Source organism: Streptomyces coerulescens, assembly GCF_042657965.1.
Classification (GTDB): domain Bacteria; phylum Actinomycetota; class Actinomycetes; order Streptomycetales; family Streptomycetaceae; genus Streptomyces; species Streptomyces coerulescens.
In genome coordinates this window covers 449,835-474,912 of record NZ_JBHSKM010000024.1, presented here as the reverse complement: position 1 = coordinate 474,912, position 25,078 = coordinate 449,835, and the positions used below count along the sequence as shown (strand labels likewise).

The following is a 25,078-nucleotide window of genomic DNA, read 5'->3' as shown; positions in this document are numbered from 1 at the left end:
GCCTTTCCCCTGCGTGAGCGGTCGGCACATAGTGAGGGTGCTGTCCGGCGAGGGGGCGTGCCACGCCCTGTGAAGGGACGAGATGACGCGCAAGAACGCCCTGGTGGTCCGAGGCGGATGGGAGGGGCATCAGCCAGTCCGGGCGACGGAGCTGTTCCTGCCCTTCCTGCGCGCCAACGGCTACGACGTCCGGATCGAGGAGTCCACCGACGTCTACGCCGACGCGGACGCGATGGCCGGCACCGACCTCGTCGTGCAGTGCGTGACGATGTCGCAGATCACCGCCGAGCAGCTGGCGGGACTGAGCGCGGCGGTGGAGGCCGGCACCGGACTCACCGGCTGGCACGGCGGGATCGCCGACTCGTTCAGGGCCTCCTCCGACTATCTCCATCTGGTGGGCGGGCAGTTCGCGACCCACCCGGGCAAGGAGCCGTGCGAGCGTCTGGGCGGCCAGGAGGACAACTACCTGCCGCACACCGTCGACATCACCGAGCTCGGCCGCGAACACCCCGTCACCGCCGGCGTCGAGGACTTCGAGCTGCACACCGAGCAGTACTGGGTGCTCCACGACGACCTGATCGACGTACTGGCCACCACGACCCATCCGGTCCGGCCGTGGCAGCCCTGGCACCGGCCGGTCACCTCGCCGGCGGTCTGGACCCGTCGCTGGGGCGCCGGACGCGTCGTCGTGACGACACCGGGGCACAGCCTCGACGTCCTTGAACACCCCGCCGTCCGCACCGTCATCGAGAGGGGCATGCTGTGGGCGACGCGCACCGCGTCGGCGTCGTAGGACTCGGCGTCATCTCCCGCGCCTATCTGGACACCCTCGTCGGCCATCCCGCGGTACGGATCACGGCGGTCGCCGACCTCGACGCCTCCCGTTCGGCCGCGGTCGCGGCGGAGCTGTCCGGCGTCGAGGCCATGGGCGTCGAGGAGTTGCTGAGCAGCCCGGACGTGGACACGGTGCTGAACCTGACCGTGCCCGCGGCGCACGCCGAGATCGCCCTCGGCGCGATCGGCCACGGGAAGAACGTGTACGGGGAGAAGCCGCTGACGGCCGAACTCGGTGACGCGCGGGCCGTGTTGGAGGCGGCCGCGAAGGCAGGCGTCACCGTGGGCTGCGCGCCGGACACCGTCCTGGGCACCGGCATCCAGACGGCGCGGGCGGCCGTGGCGGCGGGGAGCATCGGACGCCCTCAGTTCGCGTCGGCCGTGATGGTCACGCCGGGACACGAACGCTGGCATCCGCACCCCGACTTCTACTACACCGCCGGGGGCGGCCCGCTGCTGGACATGGGGCCGTACTATCTCGCGTCCCTGATCCATCTGCTGGGTCCGGTGCGGGCCGTGACGGGCGCGGCCGGCCGGCTGCGCGACGAGCGCGTCATCGGCTCCGGGCCGCGTGCGGGCGAGCGGATTCCGGTCGAGGTGGACACGCACGTCAGCGGGATGCTGGAACACGTCGGCGGGACCCTGACGACGCTCACGACCAGCTTCGACGGGGTGGCCACGACCGCCACGCCGATCGAGGTGCACGGCGAGACGGGCACGCTCGCGGTGCCCGATCCGAACCGCTTCGACGGCGAGGTCCGCCTCTTCGCGCTCGGCGACACCCAGTGGCGCAGACAGCCGGTCTCGGCGGGCTACGTCGACGGCGCCCGGGGTGTCGGCCTGCTCGACTTCGTCACCGCGGGACCGCGGCGAGCACCCCGCGCCAGTGGCGAACTCGCCCTGCACGTACTGGAGACGATGACCGCGCTGCTGCGCTCGGCACGGGAGGGCCGCCGTATCGAGCTGACGACCTCGGCACGGCCACCCGTGTCCGTACCGCTGACGCCCGCCGGGGAGTGGCGGGGTGCCGGCGGCCGGTGACCCCGGCTCCGGTCAGTCCACCGGCCAGGTGTGCGCGGCCGCGTTGAGATGCATGTACTCCATGTACGTCCGGGTCATCCGGCGCAGCGCCTCGTCCCGGTCAAAGGCGCCGTTCTTCTCCAGGTGATGGACCGCCTCGGCCTGCCACAGGGCGCCGTTGCGGCCGGTGATGCAGCGCTGCTCGATGATGCCGAGCAGGGGTTCGCGCCAGGCCGCGTCCATGCCGGCGAGTTCCAGGCCCCGGTGGGCCTGGGGCAGCAGGCGCCGCAACACCAGTTCCGTGACCGGGACTTCGCCCATGCCGGGCCAGTACAGGCGGCCGTCGATGCCGTCGCGGGCGGCGGTGTGGAGGTTCTCCTCGGCGACCGAGAAGGACATCCGGGTCCAGACCGGCCGGTCGTCGTCGACCAGGGCGCGGGTGAGGCCGTAGTAGAAGGCGCCGTTGGCGATGGTGTCGGCCACGGTGGGGCCGGCGGGCAGGACCCGGTTCTCGATCCGCAGATGGGGGCCGCTGTCGGTGACGGCGTAGACGGGGCGGTTCCAGCGGTAGATCGTGCCGTTGTGCAGGGTCAGTTCGCCCAGCTGCGGGACACCGCCCTGATCGTGCGCCTGCTGCGGGTCCTCGTCGTCGCACAGCGGCAGGAGGGCCGGGAAGTAGCGCACGTTCTCCTCGAAGAGGTCGAAGACGCTGGTGATCCAGCGCTCCCCGAACCACACCCGGGGCCGTACGCCCTGGGCCTTGATCTCCACCGGACGGGTGTCCGTTGCCTGCTCGAACAGCGGGATACGGGTCTCGCGCCACAGCTCCTTGCCGAAGAGGTACGGCGAGTTCGCCGCGAGGGCGATCTGTACGCCGGCGACCGCCTGGGCCGCGTTCCAGTAGTCGGCGAACTCCCGCGGCGAGACCTGGAGGTGGTACTGGGTGCTGGTGCAGGCGGCCTCCGGGGTGATGGTGTCGGCGTACGTCGACAGACGCTCCACGCCGTCGACGGTGATCCGCAGGTCCTCGCCCCGCGCGGCGAAGATCTGCTCGTTGAGCAGCCGGTAGCGGGGATCGCCGGACAGGGCTGTCTCGTCCACGTCGGTCTCGCCCAGCGTCGGCAGGATGCCGATCATGATCAGGTGCGCGCCCACGGCGGAGGCGCGTTCCTCGGCGTGGTTGAGCGCGTCACGGATGGCCAGCTCCCACGCCCCGGGTCCGCCGGTCGTCAGCTCGCGCGGCGGGATGTTGATCTCCAGGTTGAAACGGCCCAGCTCGCTCGACCAGGCGGGATCGGCGATGGCCCGCAGGACGTCGGTGTTGCGCATCGCCGGCCGTCCGTCGTCGTCCACCAGGTTGAGCTCGATCTCCAGCCCGACCTGTGGCCGCTCGCTCTCGAAGGTCGACTCACGGAGCATCTGCGCCAGCACGTCGAGGCAGGTGTGCATCTTGTCCCGGTACCGGCGGCGATCCTCCCGCGTGAACACCAGGGCCGGCACGTCACGTCCCATCGTGCCCTCCCGAGTTCCCTCGGCGGATACCTCTCGTCCCAGAGTGGCACTTCGGGCCGGACCGGGACAGTCAGGGGACGGCGCCGGTTCGCGCGGGCGGGCGGGCAGGCGGCACTCCGCCCGTGTCCCGGTCCACCCCGGAACCCCCTTGCCGCCCGTCGCACACCCACCTAGCCTGAGTTTGTGCCGCAAATAAACAAAGCCCGTCTGCACAAGGTCGTGCCGGGCACCAGCAGCGACCTCACCCGTCTGCGCATCGCCATCACCGCCTTCTTCGCCCTGGACGGCTTTCTCTTCGCCGGCTGGGTCGTCCGGATCCCCGCCGTCAAGCAGCAGACCGGCGCCTCCGCCGGCGATCTGGGCCTCGCGCTCCTCGGCGTCTCCGCCGGCGCCGTCCTCACCATGACGCTGACCGGCCGGCTCTGCCGCCGCTACGGCAGCCACCAGGTCACGGTCGTGTGCGCCGTACTGCTCTCCCTCAGCGTGGCCCTGCCCCCGCTGACCCACTCGGTCCTCGCCCTCGGCGCCGTCCTGCTGATCTTCGGGGCGGCCTACGGCGGTATCAACGTCGCCTTCAACAGCGCGGCCGTGGACCTGGTGACCGCCCTGCGCCGGCCGATCATGCCCAGCTTCCACGCGGCCTTCAGCCTGGGCGGCATGGTGGGCGCGGGCCTCGGCGGGCTGGTCGCGGGGTCCCTCTCCCCCACCCGGCACCTGGCGGCTCTCGCCGTCATCGGGCTGCTGGTGACGGCGGTGGCCGCCCCCACCCTGCTGCGCCACGAGCCACCGCCCGCCCCGACGCTGCTGCGCCACGAGTCGCCGTCCACCCCCACCCCCGCACCCTCCGCGCAGGAGACCGCCCGCCGACCGCGGGGCCGAACCCGCGGCCTGGTGATCGTCTTCGGCCTGATCGCCGGGTGCACGGCCTACGGCGAGGGCGCCATGGCCGACTGGGGAGCCCTGCACCTCGAACAGGACCTCGACGCCTCGTCCGGCGTCGCCGCCCTCGGCTACTCCTGCTTCGCCCTGGCCATGACCATCGGCCGGCTCAGCGGTACGGCCCTGCTCGAACGGCTCGGTCACGGCCGTACCGTCGTCGCGGGCGGCGCCACCGCCGCCGCCGGAATGCTGCTCGGCTCGCTCGCGCCCAGCCTGTGGGCCGCGCTGCTCGGCTTCGCGGTGACCGGACTCGGCCTGGCCAACCTCTTCCCCGTGGCCGTCGAACGCGCGGGCACCCTGGCCGGCCCGAACGGCGTCGCCACGGCCTCCACCTTCGGCTACGGCGGCATGCTCCTCGGCCCGCCCGCCATCGGCTTCATGGCGGACTGGCTCTCCCTGCCCGTCGCCCTGACCAGCGTCGCCGTACTCGCGGCCATCGCCACACTCATCGGGGTCGCGACCCGGCGCGCGGTGCCGAACTGACCCTGCCCGACAGCGCGTTGCGGGCCCGACGCATGGTCGGACCCGCCCGCGCCGCGGATGATGACCGGATGGCACCCGTCAGGGGGCCTTCGGCATCAGCCCCTCCGATGCCCTACGACATCGCCTGTTCCCATCCGTCGTCCTGAGCGCCCTCACACCCGGGCGAGTTCCGCGGCCCCGAAGGACACGTCGAACCGGTCGCACCAGATGCTGACGCTGCTGTAGCGGGAGAGGTCGACGTCCTGCGGCACGGCGTAGTTCTGGCTGCCCTTGTTTCCCTTGAGCCGGCCCAGGCTGACGTACGCGCCGTCGTCGAAGACACGCCAGCCGCCCACCCCCTCCTTCACCGGCGCGTCGGTCAGCCACACCCGCAGGTCCGGCCCGTTGCTGGTGTCGAGGTTCTCCAGCCGTACGACATGGGAGCCGTCGGCCAGCCGCAGGAGTTTCACCGTGCCCGAGGTCGTGTGCTCATGGCTGATCAGCTCGCCGCCGGCCAGCGTCTTCGGTCCGGGCGCCGACGCGGTGGGTCCGCTGGATGCGGGTGCGGAAGTCCCGACCGCCGCAGGCAGGGCCTCCTCCACGGTGGTGTCCTGCCACAGCTTCCACGGCTGGAACCAGTACAGCCCGAGGCCGCCCGCGACGAGGACCAGCACCAGCACCCCGAGGCCCAGCGGTCCCCACAGCGCCTTCCGCACGCGCCCCATACCCGTCTCGCTTTCCGGTAGTTGTCCGTCGCCGTCCATTCAATAGGAACCCGGAGCCCACCGTGTACACGCAGCGTGATGACGAAAGTCTTACGTCGCCGTACAGGGGCCCTTCTCCCGTCGACCACACTCCATCCGGCACACTCACCCCCATGGAGACAGCCGACTACGTGCGAACCCTGGACCATGAGGGCCTGCTGCTGGCCGCGGCCGCCGAGCAGGCCGGGACGGAGGCCAAGGTGCCGACCTGCCCGGAGTGGCAGGTGCGGGACCTGGTGCGGCACACCGGGATGGTGCACCGCTGGGCGGCGGCCTTCGTGGCCGAGGGGCACACCTCCTACCAGCCGGACGGCGGCCTGCCGGACCTCGACGGCGCGGAGCTGTTCGCCTGGTTCCGGGAGGGCCACCGCCACCTGGTCGACACGCTCGCGGGCGCCCCCGCCGACGTGCGGTGCTGGCACTTCCTGCCCGCCCCGTCGCCGCTGGCGTTCTGGGCGCGCAGGCAGGCCCACGAGACGACCGTCCACCGCTTCGACGCCCAGTCGGCGCGCGGTGGCACGCCGGACGAGATCGACCCCGGCTTCGCGGCGGACGGCGTCGACGAGTTGCTGCGCGGGTTCCACGCCCGCTCCAAGAGCCGGGTCCGCAGTGCCGAACCGCGAGTGCTGCGGGTGCGGGCGACGGACACGGAGGACGCCGTGTGGACCGTACGGCTGTCGCAGGAGCCGCCTGCCGCCGAGCGGGGCGACACCGCTCGGGCCGACTGCGAGATCTCCGGGCCGGCCGGCCTGCTGTATCTGTCGCTGTGGAACCGGCTGCCCTTCCCGCAGGTGAACGGCGACGCCTCGATCGGCGCGCTGTGGCGGGAGAACTCGGCCGTCACCTGGAGCTGAACCCGGCCCCAACGCAAGTCAGTTCGTCAGCATCCTGGTCAGCACCGCGCGTTGCACGGGCAGTACCTCGCCGTGCAGCGCGCGGCCCCTGGCCGTGAGGGCCACCACCACACCGCGCCGGTCCTGCGGGCACATGCAGCGCTCGACGAGCCCGTCCTTCTCCAGCCGGGCGATCAGCCGGGACAGTGCGCTCTGGCTGAGATGGACGCGCTCGGAGATCTCCTGCACACGCAGCGAGGAGCCGCTGCGCCCGGAGCCGCCGACCAGGACATCCAGGACCTCGAAGTCACTGGCGCACAGGCCGTGTTGATGCAGCGCACGGTCGAGTTCGCACTGGGTGCGCGCATGCAGCGCCAGGATGTCCCGCCACTGGTCCACGAGCGCCTGCTCGGCCTTCTTCGCCGCCATGGGCGCACCGTAGCAGAAATCCGGGATCATTGCAGCCGCATTAAATGCTCTTGCATCTCATGCACACGCATGTAGTGTCCTCGGCATGACCTCTCCGCTCAACTCCCCGGCGGCCGCGTCCGCCACGGCCCGCTGGACGCCCCGGCTCTGGGGCACCCTGCTGGTGCTGTGCGCCGCGATGTTCCTGGACGCGCTGGACGTGTCGATGGTGGGCGTCGCCCTGCCGTCCATCGGTGCCGACCTGGGCCTTTCGACCTCGACCCTGCAATGGATCGTCAGCGGCTACATCCTGGGCTACGGCGGGCTGCTCCTCCTCGGGGGCCGCACCGCCGATCTGCTGGGCCGGCGCCAGGTGTTCCTGGTGGCCCTGGCCGTCTTCGCGCTCGCCTCGCTCCTCGGCGGCCTCGTCGACTCGGGCCCGCTGCTGATCGCCAGCCGGTTCATCAAGGGCCTGGCCGCGGCGTTCACGGCACCGGCCGGCCTGTCCATCATCACGACGACCTTCGCCGAGGGCCCGGTACGCAACCGCGCGCTGTCGATCTACACCACCTGCGGCGCCACCGGCTACTCGATGGGCCTGGTCTTCTCCGGGCTGCTCACCGAGGCCAGTTGGCGCCTGACCATGCTGCTGCCCGCGCCGATCGCGCTGATCGCCCTGGCCGTCGGCCTGAAGCTGCTGCCGCGCAGCGAGCGCGAGAAGTCGGAGGGCGGCTACGACATCCCGGGCGCCGTCCTCGGCACCGCCTCGATGCTGCTGCTGGTGTTCACCGTCGTCCAGGCTCCCGAGGCCGGCTGGGGCTCGGCCCGCACGATCCTGTCCTTCGTCGCGGTCGCCGTCCTGCTCACCGCCTTCGTACGCGTCGAGCGGCGCAGCCCGAGCCCGCTGATCCGGCTGGGCGTGCTGCGTTCCGGGGCCCAGGTGCGGGCGCAGCTGGGCGCGTTGACGTTCGTCGGCAGCTACATCGGCTTCCAGTTCCTGGTCACGCTGTACATGCAGCAGCTGCTGGGCTGGTCCGCGCTGCACACGGCGCTGGCCTTCCTGCCGGCGGGTGCGCTCGTGGCGCTGTCGGCGACGAAGGTCGGCGCGGTCATCGACCGGTTCGGCACGGCACGTCTCATCGCGATCGGCTTCGCCCTGATGGTCGCGGGCTATCTGCTCTTCCTGCGCATCGACCTCGACCCGCTCTACGCGGCGGTGATCCTGCCGACGATGCTGCTGGTCGGCTCGGCCTTCGCGCTGACCTTCCCCTCGCTCAACGTCCAGGCCACCAACGGCGTCGACGAGCACGAGCAGGGCATGGTGTCGGGTCTGCTCAACACCTCGGTGCAGGTGGGCGGCGCGCTGTTCCTGGCCGTGGTGACGGCGGTCCTCACCGCGAACGCGCCCGCGGAACCGGCCTCCCCGCAGGCCGTGCTGGACAGCTACCTGCCCGCCCTCGTCGTGATCACCGGGATCGCGGTCGCGGGCCTGCTGATCGCCCTCACCGGACTGCGCACGCGCCGCGAGCAGCGGACCGTCGTGGTCGCCAAGTCCACCGCGAAGGAGGCGGAAGCGGAGCGCGTGGCGGTCCGCGACTGAGGGGAACGCCTCCCACCGGCGCCCGGCGGAGCCACTTGCTCCGCCGGGCGCACCCCTGTTTGACTCGGGGGATGGACAATCACGGGGGCCGGCGCGGTCGGGCCGAGCGGGACGCGATCACCGTCGAGATCGGGTATGCGCTGGTCAGCGCCGCGTTCGCGGCGGCGGTGCTGTTCGGGGCGATCGTCGGTCCGGCGTACGTCTTCGACCTGTCGAAGGGCACGCGCGGCACCTTCGTCGGTGTCGGCGCCACGGTCGCGGTGGTGCTGTTCTTCGCCCGTGTGGTGAGCGTCCTGATGCGGTTCGGCCGGGAGTCTCAGCCCAACCAGCCGGGCCGGACCAACCCCGACTCGTAGGCCAGCACCACGAGTTGGGCCCGGTCGCGGGCGCCGAGCTTCACCATGGTGCGGCTGACGTGGGTCTTCGCGGTGAGCGGGCTGACCACCAGACGGCGGGCGATCTCCTCGTTGGACAGGCCGATGCCGACCAGCGCCATCACCTCACGCTCGCGTTCGGTGAGTTCGGTGAGGGTGTCGGCGGCCGCGGGTTCCTTGGAGCGGGCGGCGAACTCGGCGATCAGACGGCGGGTCACCCCGGGCGACAGCAGCGCGTCGCCCTCGACCACGGCCCGTACGGCACGCAGGAGTTCGTCCGGTTCGGTGTCCTTGACCAGGAAGCCGGAGGCGCCCGAGCGAATGGCCTCGAAGACGTACTCGTCGAGTTCGAAGGTGGTCAGCATGACCACCTTCACCTCCGCGAGGGCGTCGTCGTCGGTGATCCGGCGGGTCGCGGCGAGTCCGTCGAGGAGCGGCATGCGGATGTCCATCAGGACGACGTCGGGCCGCAGTTCGCGCACCTTGCGCAGCGCCTCCTCGCCGTCGGCCGCCTCGCCGGCCACCTCGATGTCGGGCTGGGCGTCGAGCAGCGCCCGGAAGCCGGCCCGCACCAGTGACTGATCGTCGGCGAGCAGTACGCGGATCACCGGTCCTCCTTGGCCTCGACGGCGGACTTCAACGGCAGCACGGCCAGCACCCGGAACCCTCCGTCGTCGCGCGGACCCGCCTCGATCGTGCCACCCAGCGCCGCCGCCCGCTCCCGCATTCCGGCGAGTCCGTTGCCGCTGCCGCCCGCGTCGGCGCCGGTCGCCGGACCGTCGTCGTCGATACGCAACCGTAGCGTCGTGACGTCGTCGTGCTCCAGGCGCACACGTGCGTGCCGCGAGCCCGAGTGCCGTACGACATTGGTCAGCGCCTCCTGCACGATCCGGAAGGCGGCGAGGTCGGTGCCGGGCGGGAGGCGGGGCGGCTCGCCGTCGACCTCGACGGTGAGGCCCGCGCTCGCCGCCTGCTCCACCAGTTCGGGCAGGCGGTCGAGGCCGGGCGCGGGGGCGCGGGGTGCGTCGCCGGGGGCGCGCAGCGTGTCGAGGACCTGACGGACCTCGCCGAGCGCCTCCTTGCTCTTGGCCTTGATGGTGGTGAGCGCCGAGCGCGCCTGCTCCGGGTCGGTGTCGAGGAGGGCAAGGCCGACGCCGGCCTGCACATTGATCACGGAGATGCTGTGCGCGAGGACGTCGTGCAGTTCGCGGGCGATCCGCAGCCGCTCCTCGTCGGCCCGCCGCCGCGCCGCCTGCGCCCGCTCGGCCCGCTCCTTGGCCCACTGCTCGCGCCGCGTCCTCGCCAGTTCCGACACCGCCAGGATCGCCGCGACCCAGGCGGCGATCACACCCTCCTGCCCCCAGGGCGCGGCCGGGTCGTCGGACGGCGGCAGCCACTGGTACAGCCAGTGGGCCACCAGCGCGTGTCCGACCCAGAGCACCCCGATCGCCGCCCAGGCCGCCTTGCGGTGCCCGGTGACGATGGCGTTGAAGCAGGCCACGGCCACGGCGAGGAAGACCGGGCCATAGGGATACCCGGCACCCAGATAGACCAGGGCGGCCGCCGAGGTCCCGAACGCGACAGCCACCGGGTACCGCTTGCGCCACAGCAGCAGCCCCGTCGCCACGAGCAGCAGGACGCGGGCATAGGGATCGAGATCCTCCCGGTCGTGCTGGTTCTGGGCCGCGTAGTTGGACCCGCCCATCACGAAGAACGTCAGCAGCAGGGTGGAGCGCCAGGGCCACCGACGGGCACGCCCCTCGTCGTCCCACCGGTCCCACCACGCCGGCCCATGCCGCCACCACGCCGGCGGGCCTCCGCCCCGACGCACCTGCTGCTCGTCCATGTCCGCCACGCTAGACGCGATGCCCGCCGGGGGGCGTCACCCGCGCGTGGCGATCACAGATACTCCCGCCGCAGTACACGGCGGCGATCAGGGCAGCGACCCGAAGGGACGCGGGGCTGTATCAGCAGGCGGCTCCGCCGCGTGGACGCGAGCACTCAGCTCTCCGCCTCCACCAGACCCACCCCACGCGCCAGCCGCCCCACCGCATGCCGAAAGAACGGCTCCCGGTCCTCCACGACCCGATGGAACTGCCCGAACAGCTCGAACCCGACGAGCCCGAAGAGCTGTGCCCACGCGGCGACAAGGGCCACGACCGCCGCCGGAGGAAGGTCGGGCGCGAGATCGGCAGCCATGCGCTCGGCCTCGGGGTCCAGTTCGGCCCGCAGGGACGGCAACTCGGCGAGACCGCCCCCACGGTGGGTCTCGCGCACGATGCCGATGAAGACGAGCCCGACACGGGAGGCGGGCGGCACCGTGGTGTCGGGCGCCACATACCCCGGCACCGGTGAGCCATAGATCAACGCGTACTCGTGCGGATGCCGCAAGGCCCAGTCACGTACCGCCTCCGCCACCGCCACCCACCGCCGCACGGGCCCGGCGTCCGCGTCCACGGCCCCGGCGTGCGCCGCCTCCGCGCTCTCGCCGAGGGAGTCGTAGGCGTCGATGATGAGAGCGGTCAGCAGGTCGTCCCGGCTGGGGAAGTAGCGGTAGAGGGCGGAGGAGACCATGCCGAGTTCGCGGGCCACGGCGCGCAGCGACAGCCTGGCGGCGCCCTCGGCGGCGAGCTGTCTGCGGGCCTCGTCCTTGATGGCCGCGGTGACTTCCCTGCGGGCGCGGGCGCGGGCGCCCTGTGTGGTGCTGCTCATGTGAGGCAGTGTCCCATGAAAACGGAGCAGTGCACATATTCGAGAGCACTGCTCTTGCTTTGGATCGGCGTTCTCGTGCACACTGCTCTCAAGCGAGAGCAGTGCTCTCTCAACTCGTCCTCCAGGAGTCTCCATGTCGTCGCCGTACTACCTCAAGGGCAGCCCGCTGAACGTCCGCCTCAACAGCGTGATCGGCTGGCTGGCCCGGCACGGACTCAGCATCGCGGGCACGGCGGAGATGTCGGTGCGCGGACGCAAGAGCGGCAAGATGCAGCGCATCCCGGTCAACCCGCACGTCCACGACGGTGTGCAGTACCTCGTCTCGGCCCGCGGCCACTCGCAGTGGGTGCGCAACATGCGGGTCGCCGGGGGCGGGGAGCTGCGGGTCGGCCGCAAGGTCCGTGAGTTCACCGCGGTGGAGCTTCCCGACGCGGAGAAGCTCCCGATCCTGCGGACCTATCTGGAGAAGTGGGGCTGGGAGGTCAACCAGTACTTCCAGGGCGTCACCGCGAAGTCCTCCGACGAGGAGATCACCGCGGCGGCCCAGGACCACCCGGTCTTCCGGATCACCGTCAGGAAGTGACCTCGTCGCCCGCCGGCTCCGGCGCCGGGCGACGGTCCATCGCCGTCAGGGCACGCTGGGCCATGGGGTGGCTGCGCACGATCTCGCCCAGCGACGTCGAACCGCGGGTGATGTCCATGAACGCCTTCCACGCCGGCCGCAGACCGGTCAGCGCCGCGTGGAAGAGCCCCGGACGACGCTCGAACACCGTCAGCAGCCGCTTGCCGACGCTCATCTCGACGCCGAGTCCCGCCTTGATCGCGAAGGCGTAGTTCAGGGCCTGACGCCGGGTGTCCACCGCGTCGTGCGCCTCGGCGATCCGCACCGCCCACTCCCCCGCGAGCCGGCCCGACCGCAGCGCGAACGAGATGCCCTCGCGGGTCCACGGCTCCAGCAGTCCCGCCGCGTCACCGCACACCAGCACCCGCCCGCGCGAGAGCGGCGAGTCGTCGGCCCGGCAGCGCGTCAAGTGCCCGGAGGAGACGCTCGGTTCGAAGCCGGCGAGGCCGAGCCGGCCGATGAACTCCTCCAAGTACCGCTTGGTCGCGGCGCCTTCGCCGCGCTTCGAGATGACACCGACCGTGAGGGTGTCGCCCTTGGGGAACACCCAGCCGTAACTGCCGGGGATCGGGCCCCAGTCGATGAGGACCCGGCCCTTCCAGTCCTCGGCGACCGTCTCCGGCACCGGGATCTCCGCCTCCAGACCGAGATCCACCTGGTCGAGCTTCACCCCGACATGTGCTCCTATCCGGCTCGCGCTGCCGTCCGCGCCGACCACGGCCCGCGCGAGCAGCGTCTCGCCGCCCTGGAGGACGACCGCGACGGAGCGCCGGTCCGGCACCTCCGGGCCGTGCTGTTCGACGCGCTGGACGGTGACGCCCGTCCGCAGCTCGGCGCCCGCCTTCTGGGCGTGCTCGACGAGCTGCTGGTCGAACTCGGGCCGGTTGATCAGCCCGAACAGCATCTGCTTGGAGCGGCGGGTGCGGGTGAAGCGGCCGTTGTTCGAGAACGTCACCGCGTGCACCCGGTCCCGGAAGGGCAGCTCGAAGCCGGGCGGGAGCGAGTCGCGGGAGGGGCCGGTGATGCCGCCGCCGCACGTCTTGTAGCGCGGCAGCTCCGCTTTCTCCAGCACCAGTACGCGCCGCCCGGCGACCGCCGCCGCGTACGCGGCCGAGGCCCCCGCCGGTCCCGCACCCACCACGACGACGTCCCACACCTGCCGCACGTCGTCCGCCGAAGAGTTCTCGCTGCTCACGATGGTCTACTGCTCCTGATCAAGCCGCCGTCCGCTGCTGTCCCCCGCATCCTACGGCGGGCGTCGTCGCAGGCCGTTGTGGGAGGATCACAGCACTCACACGTACAACGTCGCACCCACAAGGAGCGTGCCCATGTCGTCGAATCCGGTCGCCGAGACCGTCGCCTCGCTGATGCCCAGGGCGCGGGCGGAGCTCACCGAACTGGTGGCGTTCAAGTCGGTGGCGGACTTCGACCAGTTCCCGAGGAGCGAGAGCGAGGGCGCGGCCCGCTGGGTCGCCGACGCGCTGCGCGCCGAGGGCTTCGAGGACGTCGCCCTGCTGGACACCCCCGACGGCACGCAGTCCGTGTACGGCTACCTGCCCGGCCCCGAGGGCGCGAAGACGGTCCTGCTGTACGCCCACTACGACGTGCAGCCCCCGCTGGACGAGGCCGCCTGGAGCACCCCGCCCTTCGAGCTGACCGAGCGCGACGGCCGCTGGTACGGGCGCGGGGCCGCCGACTGCAAGGGCGGCGTGATCATGCATCTGCTGGCCCTGCGTGCACTGAAGGCCAACGGCGGCGTCCCCGTCCACATCAAGGTGATCGCCGAGGGTTCGGAGGAGATGGGCACGGGCGGTCTTGAGCGGTACGCCGAGCAGCACCCGGACCTGCTGGAGGCCGACACCATCGTGATCGGCGACGCGGGCAACTTCCGTGTCGGGCTGCCGACGGTGACCTCGACCCTGCGCGGCATGACGCTCGTCCGCGTCCAGATCGACACCCTCGCGGGCAATCTGCACTCCGGCCAGTTCGGCGGGGCCGCGCCCGACGCGCTCGGCGCGCTGATTCGCGTACTGGACTCGCTGCGCGCCGAGGACGGTTCGACGACGGTGGACGGGCTGACCGAAGGACCGTCGTGGCAGGGGCTCCAGTACGAGGAGCAGCAGTTCCGTACGGACGCCAAGGTCCTCGACGGCGTCGAGCTGCTCGGCTCCGGCACGGTCGCCGACCGCATCTGGGCCCGCCCCGCCGTCACGGTCCTCGGCATCGACTGCCCGCCGGTCATAGGCGCCACCCCGTCCGTGCAGGCGAGCGCGCGTGCCCTGGTCAGCCTTCGGGTGCCGCCGGGCGTGGACGCGGCCGAGGCGACCAAGCTGCTGCAGGCCCACCTGGAGACGCACACCCCGTGGGGCGCCCGGGTGCGCTCCGAGCAGATCGGCCAGGGCCAGGCCTTCCGCGCCGACACCAGCAGCCCTGCGTACCAGGCGATGGCGGACGCGATGGCGGTGGCGTACCCCGGCCAGGAGATGCAGTACGCGGGCCAGGGCGGTTCGATCCCGCTGTGCAACACCCTCGCCGCCCTCTACCCGCACGCCGAGATCCTGCTCATCGGCCTGAGCGAGCCTGAGGCGCAGATCCACGCCGTGAACGAGAGCGTGTCCCCCGAGGAGCTGGAGCGCCTCTCGGTCGCCGAAGCGGTCTTCCTGCGTAATTACGCGGCGAGTTGAGGGATCTGCGGGCCGCCGCCCGTCGGGGCGGCGGCCCGCAGGCGCGCGAGCGGCCGACTGCGGACGGCGTCCGCGATCCTGGCGCTGTTCCTGCAGTACGCGAGCCGGGGCTCGCTCAGGAAGGCGCCGGAACGCCCGCCTCCAGATAGAGCGCGGCCCCGCGTTCGCGCGCCCGTAGTGCCCAGCGCAGCCGCTCGTAGCGCACCGGCGGCAGCATCTCGGCGGCCTCCTCCTCGGTGACGAAGCGCCAGTCGCGCAGCTCGGGGCCGGGCAGCAGCAGGCGTTCGGCCTCCTCGGAGTCGAGCCGGCCGCCGTCGAAGAGCAGCCGCAGACCGCCGTAGCCCGGGGGCATGGGCCGCTCCCAGTCGACGACCAGGAGCCGCGGTACGTCGTCGAGCCGTATCCCCGTCTCCTCGGCGACCTCGCGCATGCCCGCCCGCGCGGGTGCCTCGCCCCGCTCGACGACACCGCCGGGGAACTCCCAGCCGGCCTTGTACGTGGGGTCGACGAGCAGCACCCGGTCCTGCTCGTCGAAGAGCAGCACGCCCGCGGCGAGGGTCTCGGCGGTGGGCTCGGGCGTCTGCACGATGTCGCAGACGGGCACCGTCCCGTCACCGACCGCCTCGGCGATGCGGACAGCCGTCTCGTACGGCGTCAGGCCGCTGTTGTCGACGGGGTGGGCGTCGGCGGTGAGCCAGGAAGCGAAGGCGGCGCGGTACGGCTCGATGTGGTCGTACGACCACTGCCGGATCCGTATCTCGCCGTCGGGCAGCTCCGGCGGGATCTCCCGACCCGCTATTCGCTCCCGCAGGATCGTTTCCGCCGGGGTGAGGAGCACATGCTGGACGGTGATACGGCGGGCGGCGAGACCGCCGAAGATCTCGTCGCGGTACTCCTGGCGCAGCAGCGTCATCGGGACTACGAGGGTCCCGCCGAGCTCGGCGTGCAGTGCGGCAGCCGTGTCGATCACGAGACGGCGCCAGATCGGCAGGTCCTGGAAGTCACCGACCTCGGTGAGGTGTTTGGGCGGGAGCAGGTGGGTGAGTGCTCCGCCGATGACCTCGGGGTCGAAGAGCGTGCTGTTCGGGATCAGCTCGATCAGTTCCCGTGCGGTGGTGGTCTTCCCCGCACCGAAAGCGCCGTTGATCCAGACGATCACGTTTCCCCCTCTTCTGTTGGCCCCCTGTGGCTTGCCCGCTCCACCCTGCCACGGAAACCAGCTCTCGTAGAGGGCGCATGACAACGGCGCCGGAGCCCCCTCGGATGCGGGGCAGCGGCGCCGTGCGGTCGGGTCGGCGGGCTCGTCAGCCCTTCTTTCCGGGCTTGCCGTGCGGGGCGTCGTTCACGGCCCGGTCCGTCTCGCGGTTGATCGCCTTGCCGAAGGTGTCCAGGGCCTGGTCCACGTTGACCCCGGCGAGCTTGGTCGTACCGGTGGTGCCCAGACCACCGAGCTTCTTGCCGCTCATGTCCAGGCCGGCGGCCTTGAGCTGACCGCCGGTGGTGCCGGGCAGCCCGGCCGAAGGCGAGCCGGTGCCGGAGGTGCCGGAGGTCTCGACCGAGTGGGACGGGGTGACCGCCGCGACGACGAATCCGGTGGCCAGGGAGGCGATGGCGAGCATGCTGCGCTTCTTCATGGCCGGTTCAACTGTGAAACGGCTCCGGAGTCACGCCCCGCCTCGGGACGAACCGGACACCAGCGCGTCTTCGTCCCCGGCCCGGCCCCGGTCGCCACGCCGTGGCCGTCGCCGTCGCCGTACGAGATCGCCGGCCGCTTCCGGCCAGTCGGCGTACTCGAAGCCGAACCCCTCGGCGAGCAGCCGGCCGGGGACGACCCGGCGGCTCTTCAGCAGGAGCTCGGTGTCCGAGCGCAGGGCGAACGCGCCGAGCTCGGCCATGGCCTTCGTCGCGGGCAGACCCACGGGGACGCCCCAGGCCGAGCGCAGCTCCCGCATGAACGCGCGCTGCGGCAGGGGCTGCGGAGCGGCGAGATTCACCGGCCCGCGCAGGTCGTCCCGCTCGATCAGGAACTCGACCGCGCGGACGAAGTCCCGGTCGTGGATCCAGGAGACGTACTGCCTGCCGCCCGCCACCGGGCCGCCGAGTCCCAGCCGTGCGAGTCGCAGCAGGACGTCGAAGACGCCGCCGCGATCAGGGCTCATGACCATCGCGGAGCGCAGGGCGACCTTGCGGGTGTGCGGCGTGTCGGCCACCTCCTGCGCCCGTTCCCACGCCCTGGCGATCTCGACGCTGTAGGACCAGTAGTCCGGCACATCGGGCTCGCCGCCGCCGATGACGCCCGTCGCCTCGTCGTTCGGGGCGTCGAAGCGGTGGGCGTAGACGGTGGCCGTGCTCATCTGGAGCCAGATCCCGGGCGGCCGGCCGGCGGCGGCGATCGCCTCGCCGACGATTTCCGTGGAGTGCACCCGCGAATCCATCATGGCCCGCAGGTTGGTCCGGGTGTACCGGCAGCTGACGCTGCGCCCGGCGAGGTTGATCACGACGTCGCTGCCGTCGATCTCCCCGGCCCACGGGCCCCACGTCCGCCCGTCCCACTCGACCTCTCGCTCACGCCTGGGCCGCCTGGTCAGGACGATCACCTCATGACCCGCCGCGCTCAACGCACGGTTCAGGATCGTGCCCACCTGCCCGGTTCCTCCGGGAATCACTATCTTCATCGGCTCCCCCTCGGTGTGGGAGCGAGCCTATCGCAGAGTGTTGAACATGTTCAAAAAGCACACCGCCGAAAATGCGCCACACGTACAGGTTCAGCTACACACCACTTTCCAACACACTCCGACAGGTTCTACCGTGAGCGAACTGTGACGCGTACATGTCGTCGTCGCGTCATCCCGCTCTCGCCGGTTCGGAGGAACGTGACGATGCGTCACCTTCACACCCGCACAACCCGAAGAAGGCTGCTCGGCTCGCTCGTGGCAGGGCTGCTGTGCGCGACGGGGCTTGCCGTCCCGGCGGCCGGGGCGGCCCCCGCCGCCAGCGCCGCAGCCGCCTCTCCCGCCGTGGACACCGCGCCCGCCGTGGACGACGGTCTCGCGCTCACCCCGCCCATGGGCTTCAACAACTGGAACTCCACCCACTGCCGTGCCGAGTTCGACGAGGCCATGGTCAAGGGGATCGCGGACATCTTCGTCGAGAGGGGTCTCAAGGACGCCGGCTACGAATACGTCAATCTCGACGACTGCTGGGCCCTGCCGAGCCGGGACGCGAACGGCAAGCTCGTGCCCGACCCGGTCCGCTTCCCGGGCGGGATCAAGGCGGTCGCGGACTATGTGCACGCCAAGGGCCTGAAGCTCGGCATCTACACGAGCGCGGGCACGAAGACCTGCAACACGGCCGGCTTCCCCGGCGCCCTCGGCCATGAGTACAGCGACGCCCAGCAGTTCGCGGACTGGGGCGTGGACTACCTCAAGTACGACAACTGCAACAACCAGGGTGTGGACGCGAAGCAGCGCTACACGACCATGCGCGACGCGCTCGCGGCCACCGGTCGGCCGATCGTGTACAGCATCTGCGAATGGGGCGAGAACAAGCCCTGGGAATGGGCCGCCGATGTCGGACAGCTGTGGCGCACGACCGGTGACATCAGCGACAACTGGGGCTCGATGCTGTCGATCCTGAAGCAGAACCTGCCGCTCGCGGCGTATGCCGGACCCGGCCGCTGGAACGACCCCGACATGCTGGAGGTCGGCAACGGCGGCATGACGGACACCGAGTACCGCTCGCACTTCTCGATGTGGTCGATCATGGCGGCGCCGCTGCTGATCGGCTCCGATCTGCGGTCGGCGTCCGAGGAGACCTTCGAGATCCTCGGCAACCGGGAGGTCATCGCGGTCGACCAGGACCCGCTGGGCAAGCAGGGCGCCGTGATCTCCTCCGAGGGCGGGCGCTGGGTCGTCGCCAAGGAGATGCGGGACGGCAGCCGCGCGGTGGCGCTGTTCAACGAGTCCGGCACCGCTCAGCGCATCACCACCAGCGCTTCGGCGGTCGGTCTGCCTGCCGCCGACGCCTATACGATGCGCGATCTGTGGCAGCACCGCAGCTACAACACCGCGGGCACGATCGGCGCGACGGTCCCCGCGCACGGCACGGTTCTCGTCCGCGTCCACGCCGACGGCCGGTGGGCCCAGCACCCGCCCGCCGTCGAACTCGGCCTGGAGGGCGGTTCGTTGGTCGAGGCGGGCCGGACGGCCTCGCTGACCTCTACGGTCACCGACCTCGGGCGTACGGCTGCGAAGCGTGTGTCCGTCGCGCTGAGCGGGCCCGCGGGCTGGTCCGTCAGGGCCACGTCACCGACCGCGTCTCCCGCGCTCCCGACCGGCCGGTCCCTGCGCACCGAGTGGGCGGTCAGGGCACCGGCGGGGACGCCCGTGGGGTCGTACGGCCTCACTCTCAAGGCGAGTTATCGCTCACCGACCGGTGTGCGCGTGGACAGCGCGTTGCCGCTGACCGCGACCGTGGTGGCGCCGCCGCCCTCGGGGACGTCCGGGCTCGGTGACCTGACCTGGTTGTCGGCCACCAATGGGTGGGGACCTGTCGAGCGCAACACCAGCAACGGTGAGAGCGATGCCGGTGACGGGCATCCGATCACTGTGGGTGGTGTTGTGTACGGCACAGGGCTCGGCGTGCACGCGGAGAGCGCCGTCGAGTACTACGTCGGCAGGGCGTGCGAGACGGTGACCGCGCGGGTCGGGGTCGACGACGAGGAGGGCGCTGACGGCAGCGTCGCCTTCGAGATCTGGGCGGACGGTGCCAAGGCCGCCTCTACCGGGGTCCTCACGAACGCGATGCCGGCCCAGGCGATCACGGCCGACGTGACCGGTGCGCAGGTCGTCCGGCTGGTCGCCACCGATGGCGGCGATGGCATCACCTCGGACCACGGGGACTGGGCGGAGGCCCGGTTGAGTTGTTGAGCGGATGCCTGCGGCGGCCCGCTGGTGTGAGTGGGGGTGCGTGTAGCGCCTTCGGTGGTGGGTGGGTCGGGGCCGTGCCGGGGGGTGTCCGTCCTCGGTCGGGCGGTTGACCTTCTCAGGAGGGTGCCGTTTCTTGACGCCCGCCGCTGCGGGCGGACACCCCCCCCCCGGCACGTCCCCTTGCCGCCGTACGCGGCCGACTCGTGGCGCCGGGCGACTGCCCCCCAGGGGCGAACTGCGCGACGGTTGCGGTCACATCCTGACGGACCCACCGCAACGCGTCCTTCAAGGGCGCGGGGAACTGCGCGACCAGCCACGACGGAGTCGCAGCCGACGTACACGGGTGCTGTGGGTATTTGGGGGCTCGCGCCGGTGAGTGAACGTTCCGGCGGCCTCACACCCCTGCCGCTGTCGCGTCCGCCTTCCGTGCGAGCGCGGCCGCGGCGGCGCCCACCAGCCCCGCGTCCGTGCCCATCTGTGCGGGCACGATCGTCAGGCGCTGGACGAAGGACAGGGTGGCGTAGTTGGTCAGGGCCTTGCGGAGGGGGGTGAACAGGACGTCGCCCGCCTTGCCGACTCCCCCGCCGATCACCGCGATGTCGATCTCCACGAGGGTCGCGGTGGCCGCGATCCCGGCGGCCAGGGCCTGCGCGGCCCGCTCGAAGGAGGCCACGGCGACCGGGTCGCCATCCTGTGCGGAGGCGGCCACGGCCGCGGCGGACGTGTCGCCGTCCGGGCCCGGCAGCCAGCCGTTCTCCATGGCCCGACGGGCGATGTTGGGGCCACTCGCGATGCGCTCCACGCAGCCGCGGGAACCGCACGGGCACTCGTCGCCGTCCAGGTCGACGCTGATGTGGCCGATGTGGCCGGCGTTTCCGGTGGGGCCGGGGTGCAGTCGGCCGTTCAGCACCAGACCGCCGCCGACTCCGGTGGAGACGACCATGCACAGCGCGTTGTCATGGCCTCGCGCGGCGCCCTGCCAGTGCTCGGCCGCCGTGATGGCCACCCCGTCGCCGATCAGCTCGACGGGCAGGCCGTGTGCCGCCTCGCGGACTCGCCGGACCAGCGGATAGTCGCGCCAGCCGGGCACGTTCACCGGGCTCACGGTGCCCGCGGAGGCGTCCACCGGGCCCGCGCTGCCGATGCCCAGGGCCGAGGCATGCTCCCAGAGGGGCGACTCGGTGAGTTCGCCGACGACCTCCTCGACGGCCCGCATCACCGTCTCGCCGTCCTCCCGCGCCGGCGTGGCGCGCTGGGCCCGGGCCACGATCGTGCCGTGGCCGTCCACCAGCGCTCCGGCGATCTTGGTGCCGCCGATGTCGAGCGCAGCCACGAGGTCGGTGTGCATCAGTGTCAGTTCTCCCCGTCAACCATTCGGAACTCCCCGTCATCCACGGGAACTGGAAGAGCCGGTCTCGCGGTGGGGACGCAGGCCGGAGATTGCGGTGGACAGTGTCTCCTGGATCTGACAACGTTGTCCAGGCTCTATGCTCGACGCCACATCCTCATACAAACCCATGGACGACGCATCCCCCGTGGACGACGACAGGACAGGACAGCGCATCGTGCCCGAGACCATCCGCCGATCCGACCGCGCGCCCGAGAACCGCTACGGCAACCGTCCCACCATGAAGGACGTCGCCGCGCGTGCCGGAGTCGGCCTGAAGACCGTCTCGCGCGTGGTCAATGGTGAGCCCGGTGTCACCCCGGAGACGGAGCGGCGCGTCCAGGAGGCCATCGACGCCCTGGGCTTTCGCCGCAACGACAGCGCGCGGGTGCTGCGCAAGGGCCGTACGGCGAGCATCGGCCTGGTCCTGGAGGATCTCGCGGACCCTTTCTACGGGCCGCTGAGCCGCGCGGTCGAGGAGGTCGCCCGGGCGCACGGGGCCCTGCTGATCAACGGATCCAGCGCCGAGGACCCGGACCGCGAGCAGGAGCTGGCGCTGGCGCTGTGCGCACGGCGGGTGGACGGGCTGGTGATCATTCCGGCCGGTGACGACCACCGGTATCTGGAGCCCGAGCTCAAGGCGGGCGTGGCCACCGTGTTCGTCGACCGTCCGGCGGGGAACATCGACGCGGACTGCGTCCTCGCGGACAACCACGGCGGTGCCCGCGACGGCGTCGCCCACCTCATCGCCCACGGCCACCGCCGGATCGGCTTCATCGGTGACATGCCCCGTATTCATACGGCCGCAGAGCGGCTGCGTGGTTATCGGGCCGCCATGGAGGACGCGGGCATACCGGTGGAGGACTCCTGGATGTCCCTCGGGGTGACCGATCCGGAGCGGGTGCGCCGGGCGGCCGAGGAGATGCTCACCGGGCCCTCCCCCGTCACCGCCATCTTCACGGGCAACAACCGGGTGACGGTCACTGTCATCCGGGTCCTCGCCGAGCAGCCCCGCCCCGTCGCCCTGGTGGGATTCGACGACATCGAGCTCGCCGATCTGCTCCAGCCCGGCGTCACCGTCGTCGCCCAGGACGCCGCGGCCCTCGGCCGTACCGCCGCCGAGCGGCTGTTCCGGCAGCTGGACGGCACCCTGGTCACCCCGGAACGCATCGAGCTGCCGACAAGGCTGATCACCCGCGGCTCGGGCGAACTGGCACCGCAGAACTGAGGCGCGAATGGATGCCCGCAGCCTGGAGACGCTCGGTCTGGCCGAGGCACCGCGCGATCATCCGCTGCTCTACCCGGGCGCCTGGCCCTCGGACTCCGGGCTCCTCGACGGTGACCGGCTGCTGCCACCGGAACGTCTGGTGTACGAGGACCGCGTGCCCGTCCTCGCGGTCGGCTCCAATGCCTGCCCCGGCCAACTGCGGCACAAAATGGCCGGGTTCGGCATCGTCTCGCCGCTGCCGATGGTGAAGGCGCGGGTGACCGGCCTCGACGTCGGCGTGTCCGCGCATGTGAGCTTCATGGGGTACGTGTCCGCGTCGCCGTTCCATGCCCCGGGACACGTAAGGGAGTTGTTCCTCACCTGGCTCGACGACGAGCAGCTCGCCGTGATCGACGCGAGCGAGGGTGTGCCGATGCGGAACGGGCACTACGGCCGTGCCTGGCTGCCCGCGCCCGACGTGCGGATCGAGCTGGCGGACGGCACCGTGCTCCCGGGCGCCTTCGCGTACGTCAACCGCCATGGCGTCCTGCACGACGGCACCGGCGCGCCGCGCACCCACCCCGGCGAGCGCGCGTTGCTCACCGAACTCCTCGTGGGATCGGCCCGGTTGAGGGATCTCTTCGGTGTCACTCCCGAGGAGTTCTGCGCTCGGGCGCGTGCCGATGCGGAGCTGTGCGAGCGGGGTACCCGGCTGTTCGCGGAGGAGAAGCTGGTGACGGCCTCCGGGCTGGAGGGGTACCTCCGGGTTCAGCCGGGCCGACCTCAGCAGACCGGCAGTCCGGGCACCGGTTCGTCGTTGTTCCCGCCCTCGATGTAGACGTCGCTGACGAAGACATCGGTGTTGCCGCTGTCGTCGTCCGTCTTGGCCCACCAGACGTTGGTCCACTCGCCGTACGTCTCACGGCGGCCCAGGTTCTGCTGGCAGTAGAAATAGTTGGTGCCTGCGTTCAGGACGCCTGCCTCGGCACCACCGGCGGTGTACGACTTGGCCTGCTTCCAGACCTTGCAGTTGTACTTGCCGCCGCCGATGGAGAAGCAGGAAGGCGTCGGTGTGCTGCCGCCCCCTCCTCCGCCGGTGGTGCCACCGCCGCCCGTCGTTCCTCCGCCGCCCGTGGTGCCGCCGTCGCCGGAACCGCCGCCCGTGCTGCCGTCGTTGGTGCCGCCCCCGCCCGAGGTCTTGGTCGGTGAGGAGGTGGTCGGCCGGTCCGAGGGCTCGGCGTCCGCGGATCGGCTCGGGGACTTGGTCGCGTCGGGCGACTTCTCGTCCTTGTCCTTCTCGGTCAGGCCGGAGTCGCCCGAGCGGTCGGGGTCGGAGCTGCCGTTCGCCGGGGCGGACGTGCCGTGCGCGGCGGCGACCGAGGAGTTGTCCCGGGCCTCGTTCTTGGCGTCGCCCATGTTGTTCACCAGGGCGACGGTGACGCCGGCCGCCGCGAGGACGACGGTGACGGCCACGGCGGCGAGCAGGGCACGGCCCTTGCGCCTGGCGGGCGTACCGGACGAGGTGACCATCGGGCCGGTGGAGTCCGGGTCCTGGGGCGGGGCGGAGTTCCCGTAGCCGTACGGGTGCGGGGTGGACGGGCCCGGTCCGGCGTCCTGGCGGGTCGCCGGTCCCTGCGCGTGCTGGGCCGGCGTTCCGAAGACGGGGGCCCCGGGGAGGTTCGACGCGGGCACGCCCTGCACCGGGGTGTCGCTGCCTCGGCCGCCGTACGGCTGCCCCGCAGGCGTCGGTCCGGACGGGCTCACCGGTGTCGTGGGCCCGAAGCCGGGCGGCACCGCCGGGACGCTGCGCTCCGTGTCCCCGGGCCCGGTGTCCGCCGGTCCCCGCAGTGCCGCCGTCGGGACGTCGTCGCCGGAGTCCGCGACCGCCTGGAGGAGTCCGCGCGCTTCGTCGGCCTCGGGCCGGGACTCCGGCCGCTTGTCCATCAGCCGCAGCAGGACGGGGCCGAGCGGGCCCGCGTTGGCGGGTTCGGGCAGGGGCTCGGTGACGATCGCGGTGAGCGTGGAGAAGGTCGACGTACGGCGGAAGGGGGCGGCGCCCTCCACGGCCGCGTACAGCGTGGCACCCAGGGCCCAGACGTCCGAGGACGCGCCCGGTTCGGCGCCCTGGGCGCGCTCGGGGGCCAGGTAGTCCAGGGAGCCGACCAGATGGCCGGTGCGGGTCAGGTGGGTGGCCGAGCCGTCGCCCGGGTCGTCCATCGTGGCGATGCCGAAGTCGGTGAGGACGACCCGGCCGGAGGTTTCGAGGAGGATGTTGCCCGGCTTGACATCGCGGTGCAGGACGCCCGCCTTGTGGGCGGCGGCCAGGGCGTCCATGACCTTGGCGCCGATCCCGGCGGCCTCCCGTGCGTCCAGCGTGCCGCGGTCGCGCAACACGGCTTCCAGGGAGGGGCCGTCGACCAGCTCCATGACGATGAGCGGGCGTCCTTCGACCTCGGTGACGTCATGGACGGCCACCACACCCGGATGCCGGACCCGGGCCGCCGCGCGGGCCTCGCGCTGCATGCGCAGCCGCAGATCCGCGAGTTCGGGTCCGTCCGCGTCCGAGTAGGTGCGCAGTTCCTTGACGGCGACCTCGCGGCCCAGGACCTCGTCGACGGCCCGCCAGACCACGCCCATGCCGCCGCGCCCGAGTTGGGCGACGACGCGATAGCGCCCCGCCAGCAGGCGGCCGGTCTCGTCCGCCTGTCCGTTCTCCCCCGAAGACACCGTTGCCCCGTTCCTGTGGACCGTCGTTGCGTCCGTACAGACTACGGGGCGCGGGTGACAACACC

Annotated in this window: 23 protein-coding genes; 11 read left to right on the top strand and 12 right to left on the bottom strand. The window is 71.8% G+C overall.

Annotated features, from left to right (window positions below; translation table 11 throughout):
• Positions 1-82 precede the first annotated feature (82 nt).
• On the top strand, positions 83-793 hold the full coding sequence (locus ACFPQ9_RS31620; protein WP_380861078.1) for a ThuA domain-containing protein: 711 nt from the start codon (positions 83-85) through the stop codon (positions 791-793).
• Positions 763-1,875 carry a Gfo/Idh/MocA family protein gene (locus ACFPQ9_RS31615; RefSeq protein WP_380861075.1) on the top strand — a complete coding sequence of 371 codons (1,113 nt, stop codon included), beginning with the start codon at positions 763-765 and terminating at the stop codon, positions 1,873-1,875. The genes ACFPQ9_RS31620 and ACFPQ9_RS31615 overlap by 31 nt, the downstream gene beginning before the upstream one ends.
• Positions 1,876-1,887: 12 nt before the next feature.
• On the opposite strand, the gene ACFPQ9_RS31610 is transcribed toward ACFPQ9_RS31615, so the two are convergent.
• Positions 1,888-3,366 carry a glutamate-cysteine ligase family protein gene (locus ACFPQ9_RS31610; protein WP_380861072.1) on the bottom strand — a complete coding sequence of 493 codons (1,479 nt, stop codon included), beginning with the start codon at positions 3,364-3,366 and terminating at the stop codon, positions 1,888-1,890.
• Between the two features lie 219 nt (positions 3,367-3,585).
• Between ACFPQ9_RS31610 and ACFPQ9_RS31605 the strand changes: the two genes are divergently transcribed.
• Entirely contained in the window at positions 3,586-4,788 is a 1,203-nt protein-coding gene (locus ACFPQ9_RS31605) for an MFS transporter (protein ID WP_380861327.1), read from the top strand.
• Between the two features lie 152 nt (positions 4,789-4,940).
• Here the strand turns inward: ACFPQ9_RS31605 and ACFPQ9_RS31600 are convergent, their stop codons facing one another.
• Entirely contained in the window at positions 4,941-5,492 is a 552-nt protein-coding gene (locus tag ACFPQ9_RS31600) for a DM13 domain-containing protein (RefSeq protein WP_380861069.1), read from the bottom strand.
• Between the two features lie 152 nt (positions 5,493-5,644).
• Here ACFPQ9_RS31600 and ACFPQ9_RS31595 point away from each other — a divergent pair, with 152 nt between their 5' ends.
• Entirely contained in the window at positions 5,645-6,385 is a 741-nt protein-coding gene (locus ACFPQ9_RS31595; protein WP_380861066.1) for a maleylpyruvate isomerase family mycothiol-dependent enzyme, read from the top strand.
• An 18-nt stretch (positions 6,386-6,403) separates the two neighbouring features.
• Here the strand turns inward: ACFPQ9_RS31595 and ACFPQ9_RS31590 are convergent, their stop codons facing one another.
• Positions 6,404-6,793 carry a MarR family winged helix-turn-helix transcriptional regulator gene (locus ACFPQ9_RS31590; protein WP_380861063.1) on the bottom strand — a complete coding sequence of 130 codons (390 nt, stop codon included), beginning with the start codon at positions 6,791-6,793 and terminating at the stop codon, positions 6,404-6,406.
• A gap of 85 nt (positions 6,794-6,878) precedes the next feature.
• Between ACFPQ9_RS31590 and ACFPQ9_RS31585 the strand changes: the two genes are divergently transcribed.
• Both ACFPQ9_RS31585 and ACFPQ9_RS31580 read left to right on the top strand, forming a co-directional pair.
• The gene (locus tag ACFPQ9_RS31585) at positions 6,879-8,372 is read left to right on the top strand and encodes an MFS transporter (protein WP_380861060.1); all 1,494 of its coding nucleotides are present in this window, start codon (positions 6,879-6,881) and stop codon (positions 8,370-8,372) included.
• Positions 8,373-8,443: 71 nt separating this feature from the next.
• Positions 8,444-8,728 carry a DUF6332 family protein gene (locus ACFPQ9_RS31580; RefSeq protein ID WP_380861057.1) on the top strand — a complete coding sequence of 95 codons (285 nt, stop codon included), beginning with the start codon at positions 8,444-8,446 and terminating at the stop codon, positions 8,726-8,728.
• On the opposite strand, the gene ACFPQ9_RS31575 is transcribed toward ACFPQ9_RS31580, so the two are convergent.
• The 3 genes from ACFPQ9_RS31575 to ACFPQ9_RS31565 all read right to left on the bottom strand — a co-directional run bounded on the left by ACFPQ9_RS31575 (position 8,689) and on the right by ACFPQ9_RS31565 (position 11,458).
• Entirely contained in the window at positions 8,689-9,354 is a 666-nt protein-coding gene (locus ACFPQ9_RS31575; RefSeq protein ID WP_380861054.1) for a response regulator transcription factor, read from the bottom strand. The two genes, ACFPQ9_RS31580 and ACFPQ9_RS31575, sit on opposite strands and share 40 nt — an antisense overlap.
• The gene (locus tag ACFPQ9_RS31570; protein WP_380861052.1) at positions 9,351-10,592 is read right to left on the bottom strand and encodes a sensor histidine kinase; all 1,242 of its coding nucleotides are present in this window, start codon (positions 10,590-10,592) and stop codon (positions 9,351-9,353) included. The genes ACFPQ9_RS31575 and ACFPQ9_RS31570 overlap by 4 nt, the downstream gene beginning before the upstream one ends.
• Before the next feature lie 155 nt (positions 10,593-10,747).
• Positions 10,748-11,458: a TetR/AcrR family transcriptional regulator gene (locus ACFPQ9_RS31565; RefSeq protein ID WP_380861049.1), complete on the bottom strand. Its 711-nt coding sequence runs from the start codon at positions 11,456-11,458 to the stop codon at positions 10,748-10,750.
• A 133-nt stretch (positions 11,459-11,591) separates the two neighbouring features.
• On the opposite strand from ACFPQ9_RS31565, the gene ACFPQ9_RS31560 reads away from it, so the two are divergent.
• Positions 11,592-12,041, top strand: coding sequence for a nitroreductase family deazaflavin-dependent oxidoreductase (locus tag ACFPQ9_RS31560; protein WP_380861047.1), 450 nt, complete (start codon positions 11,592-11,594; stop codon positions 12,039-12,041).
• Here the strand turns inward: ACFPQ9_RS31560 and ACFPQ9_RS31555 are convergent.
• Positions 12,031-13,275 (bottom strand): geranylgeranyl reductase family protein, encoded by a 1,245-nt coding sequence (locus ACFPQ9_RS31555; RefSeq protein WP_380861045.1) that lies wholly within the window; start codon positions 13,273-13,275, stop codon positions 12,031-12,033. The two genes, ACFPQ9_RS31560 and ACFPQ9_RS31555, sit on opposite strands and share 11 nt — an antisense overlap.
• Before the next feature lie 133 nt (positions 13,276-13,408).
• Between ACFPQ9_RS31555 and ACFPQ9_RS31550 the strand changes: the two genes are divergently transcribed.
• Positions 13,409-14,764 (top strand): dipeptidase, encoded by a 1,356-nt coding sequence (locus ACFPQ9_RS31550; RefSeq protein WP_380861043.1) that lies wholly within the window; start codon positions 13,409-13,411, stop codon positions 14,762-14,764.
• Positions 14,765-14,879: 115 nt separating this feature from the next.
• Here the strand turns inward: ACFPQ9_RS31550 and ACFPQ9_RS31545 are convergent, their stop codons facing one another.
• The 3 genes from ACFPQ9_RS31545 to ACFPQ9_RS31535 form a co-directional block, all read right to left on the bottom strand.
• Positions 14,880-15,923 carry an NUDIX hydrolase gene (locus tag ACFPQ9_RS31545; protein ID WP_380861040.1) on the bottom strand — a complete coding sequence of 348 codons (1,044 nt, stop codon included), beginning with the start codon at positions 15,921-15,923 and terminating at the stop codon, positions 14,880-14,882.
• 145 nt (positions 15,924-16,068) lie between these two features.
• Positions 16,069-16,398, bottom strand: a complete 330-nt coding sequence (locus tag ACFPQ9_RS31540; protein WP_380861038.1) for a hypothetical protein — start codon at positions 16,396-16,398, stop codon at positions 16,069-16,071.
• A gap of 30 nt (positions 16,399-16,428) precedes the next feature.
• Positions 16,429-17,439 (bottom strand): TIGR01777 family oxidoreductase, encoded by a 1,011-nt coding sequence (locus tag ACFPQ9_RS31535; protein WP_380861035.1) that lies wholly within the window; start codon positions 17,437-17,439, stop codon positions 16,429-16,431.
• Between the two features lie 204 nt (positions 17,440-17,643).
• Between ACFPQ9_RS31535 and ACFPQ9_RS31530 the strand changes: the two genes are divergently transcribed.
• Positions 17,644-19,692: an NPCBM/NEW2 domain-containing protein gene (locus ACFPQ9_RS31530; protein WP_380861032.1), complete on the top strand. Its 2,049-nt coding sequence runs from the start codon at positions 17,644-17,646 to the stop codon at positions 19,690-19,692.
• Between the two features lie 394 nt (positions 19,693-20,086).
• Here the strand turns inward: ACFPQ9_RS31530 and ACFPQ9_RS31525 are convergent, their stop codons facing one another.
• Complete coding sequence (locus tag ACFPQ9_RS31525) at positions 20,087-21,040, bottom strand: ROK family protein (RefSeq protein ID WP_380861029.1); 954 nt, start codon at positions 21,038-21,040, stop codon at positions 20,087-20,089.
• A gap of 169 nt (positions 21,041-21,209) precedes the next feature.
• Here ACFPQ9_RS31525 and ACFPQ9_RS31520 point away from each other — a divergent pair, with 169 nt between their 5' ends.
• The gene (locus tag ACFPQ9_RS31520; RefSeq protein ID WP_380861026.1) at positions 21,210-22,307 is read left to right on the top strand and encodes a LacI family DNA-binding transcriptional regulator; all 1,098 of its coding nucleotides are present in this window, start codon (positions 21,210-21,212) and stop codon (positions 22,305-22,307) included.
• A 7-nt stretch (positions 22,308-22,314) separates the two neighbouring features.
• Positions 22,315-23,124 (top strand): hypothetical protein, encoded by an 810-nt coding sequence (locus ACFPQ9_RS31515; RefSeq protein WP_380861023.1) that lies wholly within the window; start codon positions 22,315-22,317, stop codon positions 23,122-23,124.
• Here the strand turns inward: ACFPQ9_RS31515 and ACFPQ9_RS31510 are convergent.
• Positions 23,070-25,013: a serine/threonine-protein kinase gene (locus ACFPQ9_RS31510; protein WP_380861020.1), complete on the bottom strand. Its 1,944-nt coding sequence runs from the start codon at positions 25,011-25,013 to the stop codon at positions 23,070-23,072. The two genes, ACFPQ9_RS31515 and ACFPQ9_RS31510, sit on opposite strands and share 55 nt — an antisense overlap.
• Between the last annotated feature and the right edge of the window lie 65 nt (positions 25,014-25,078).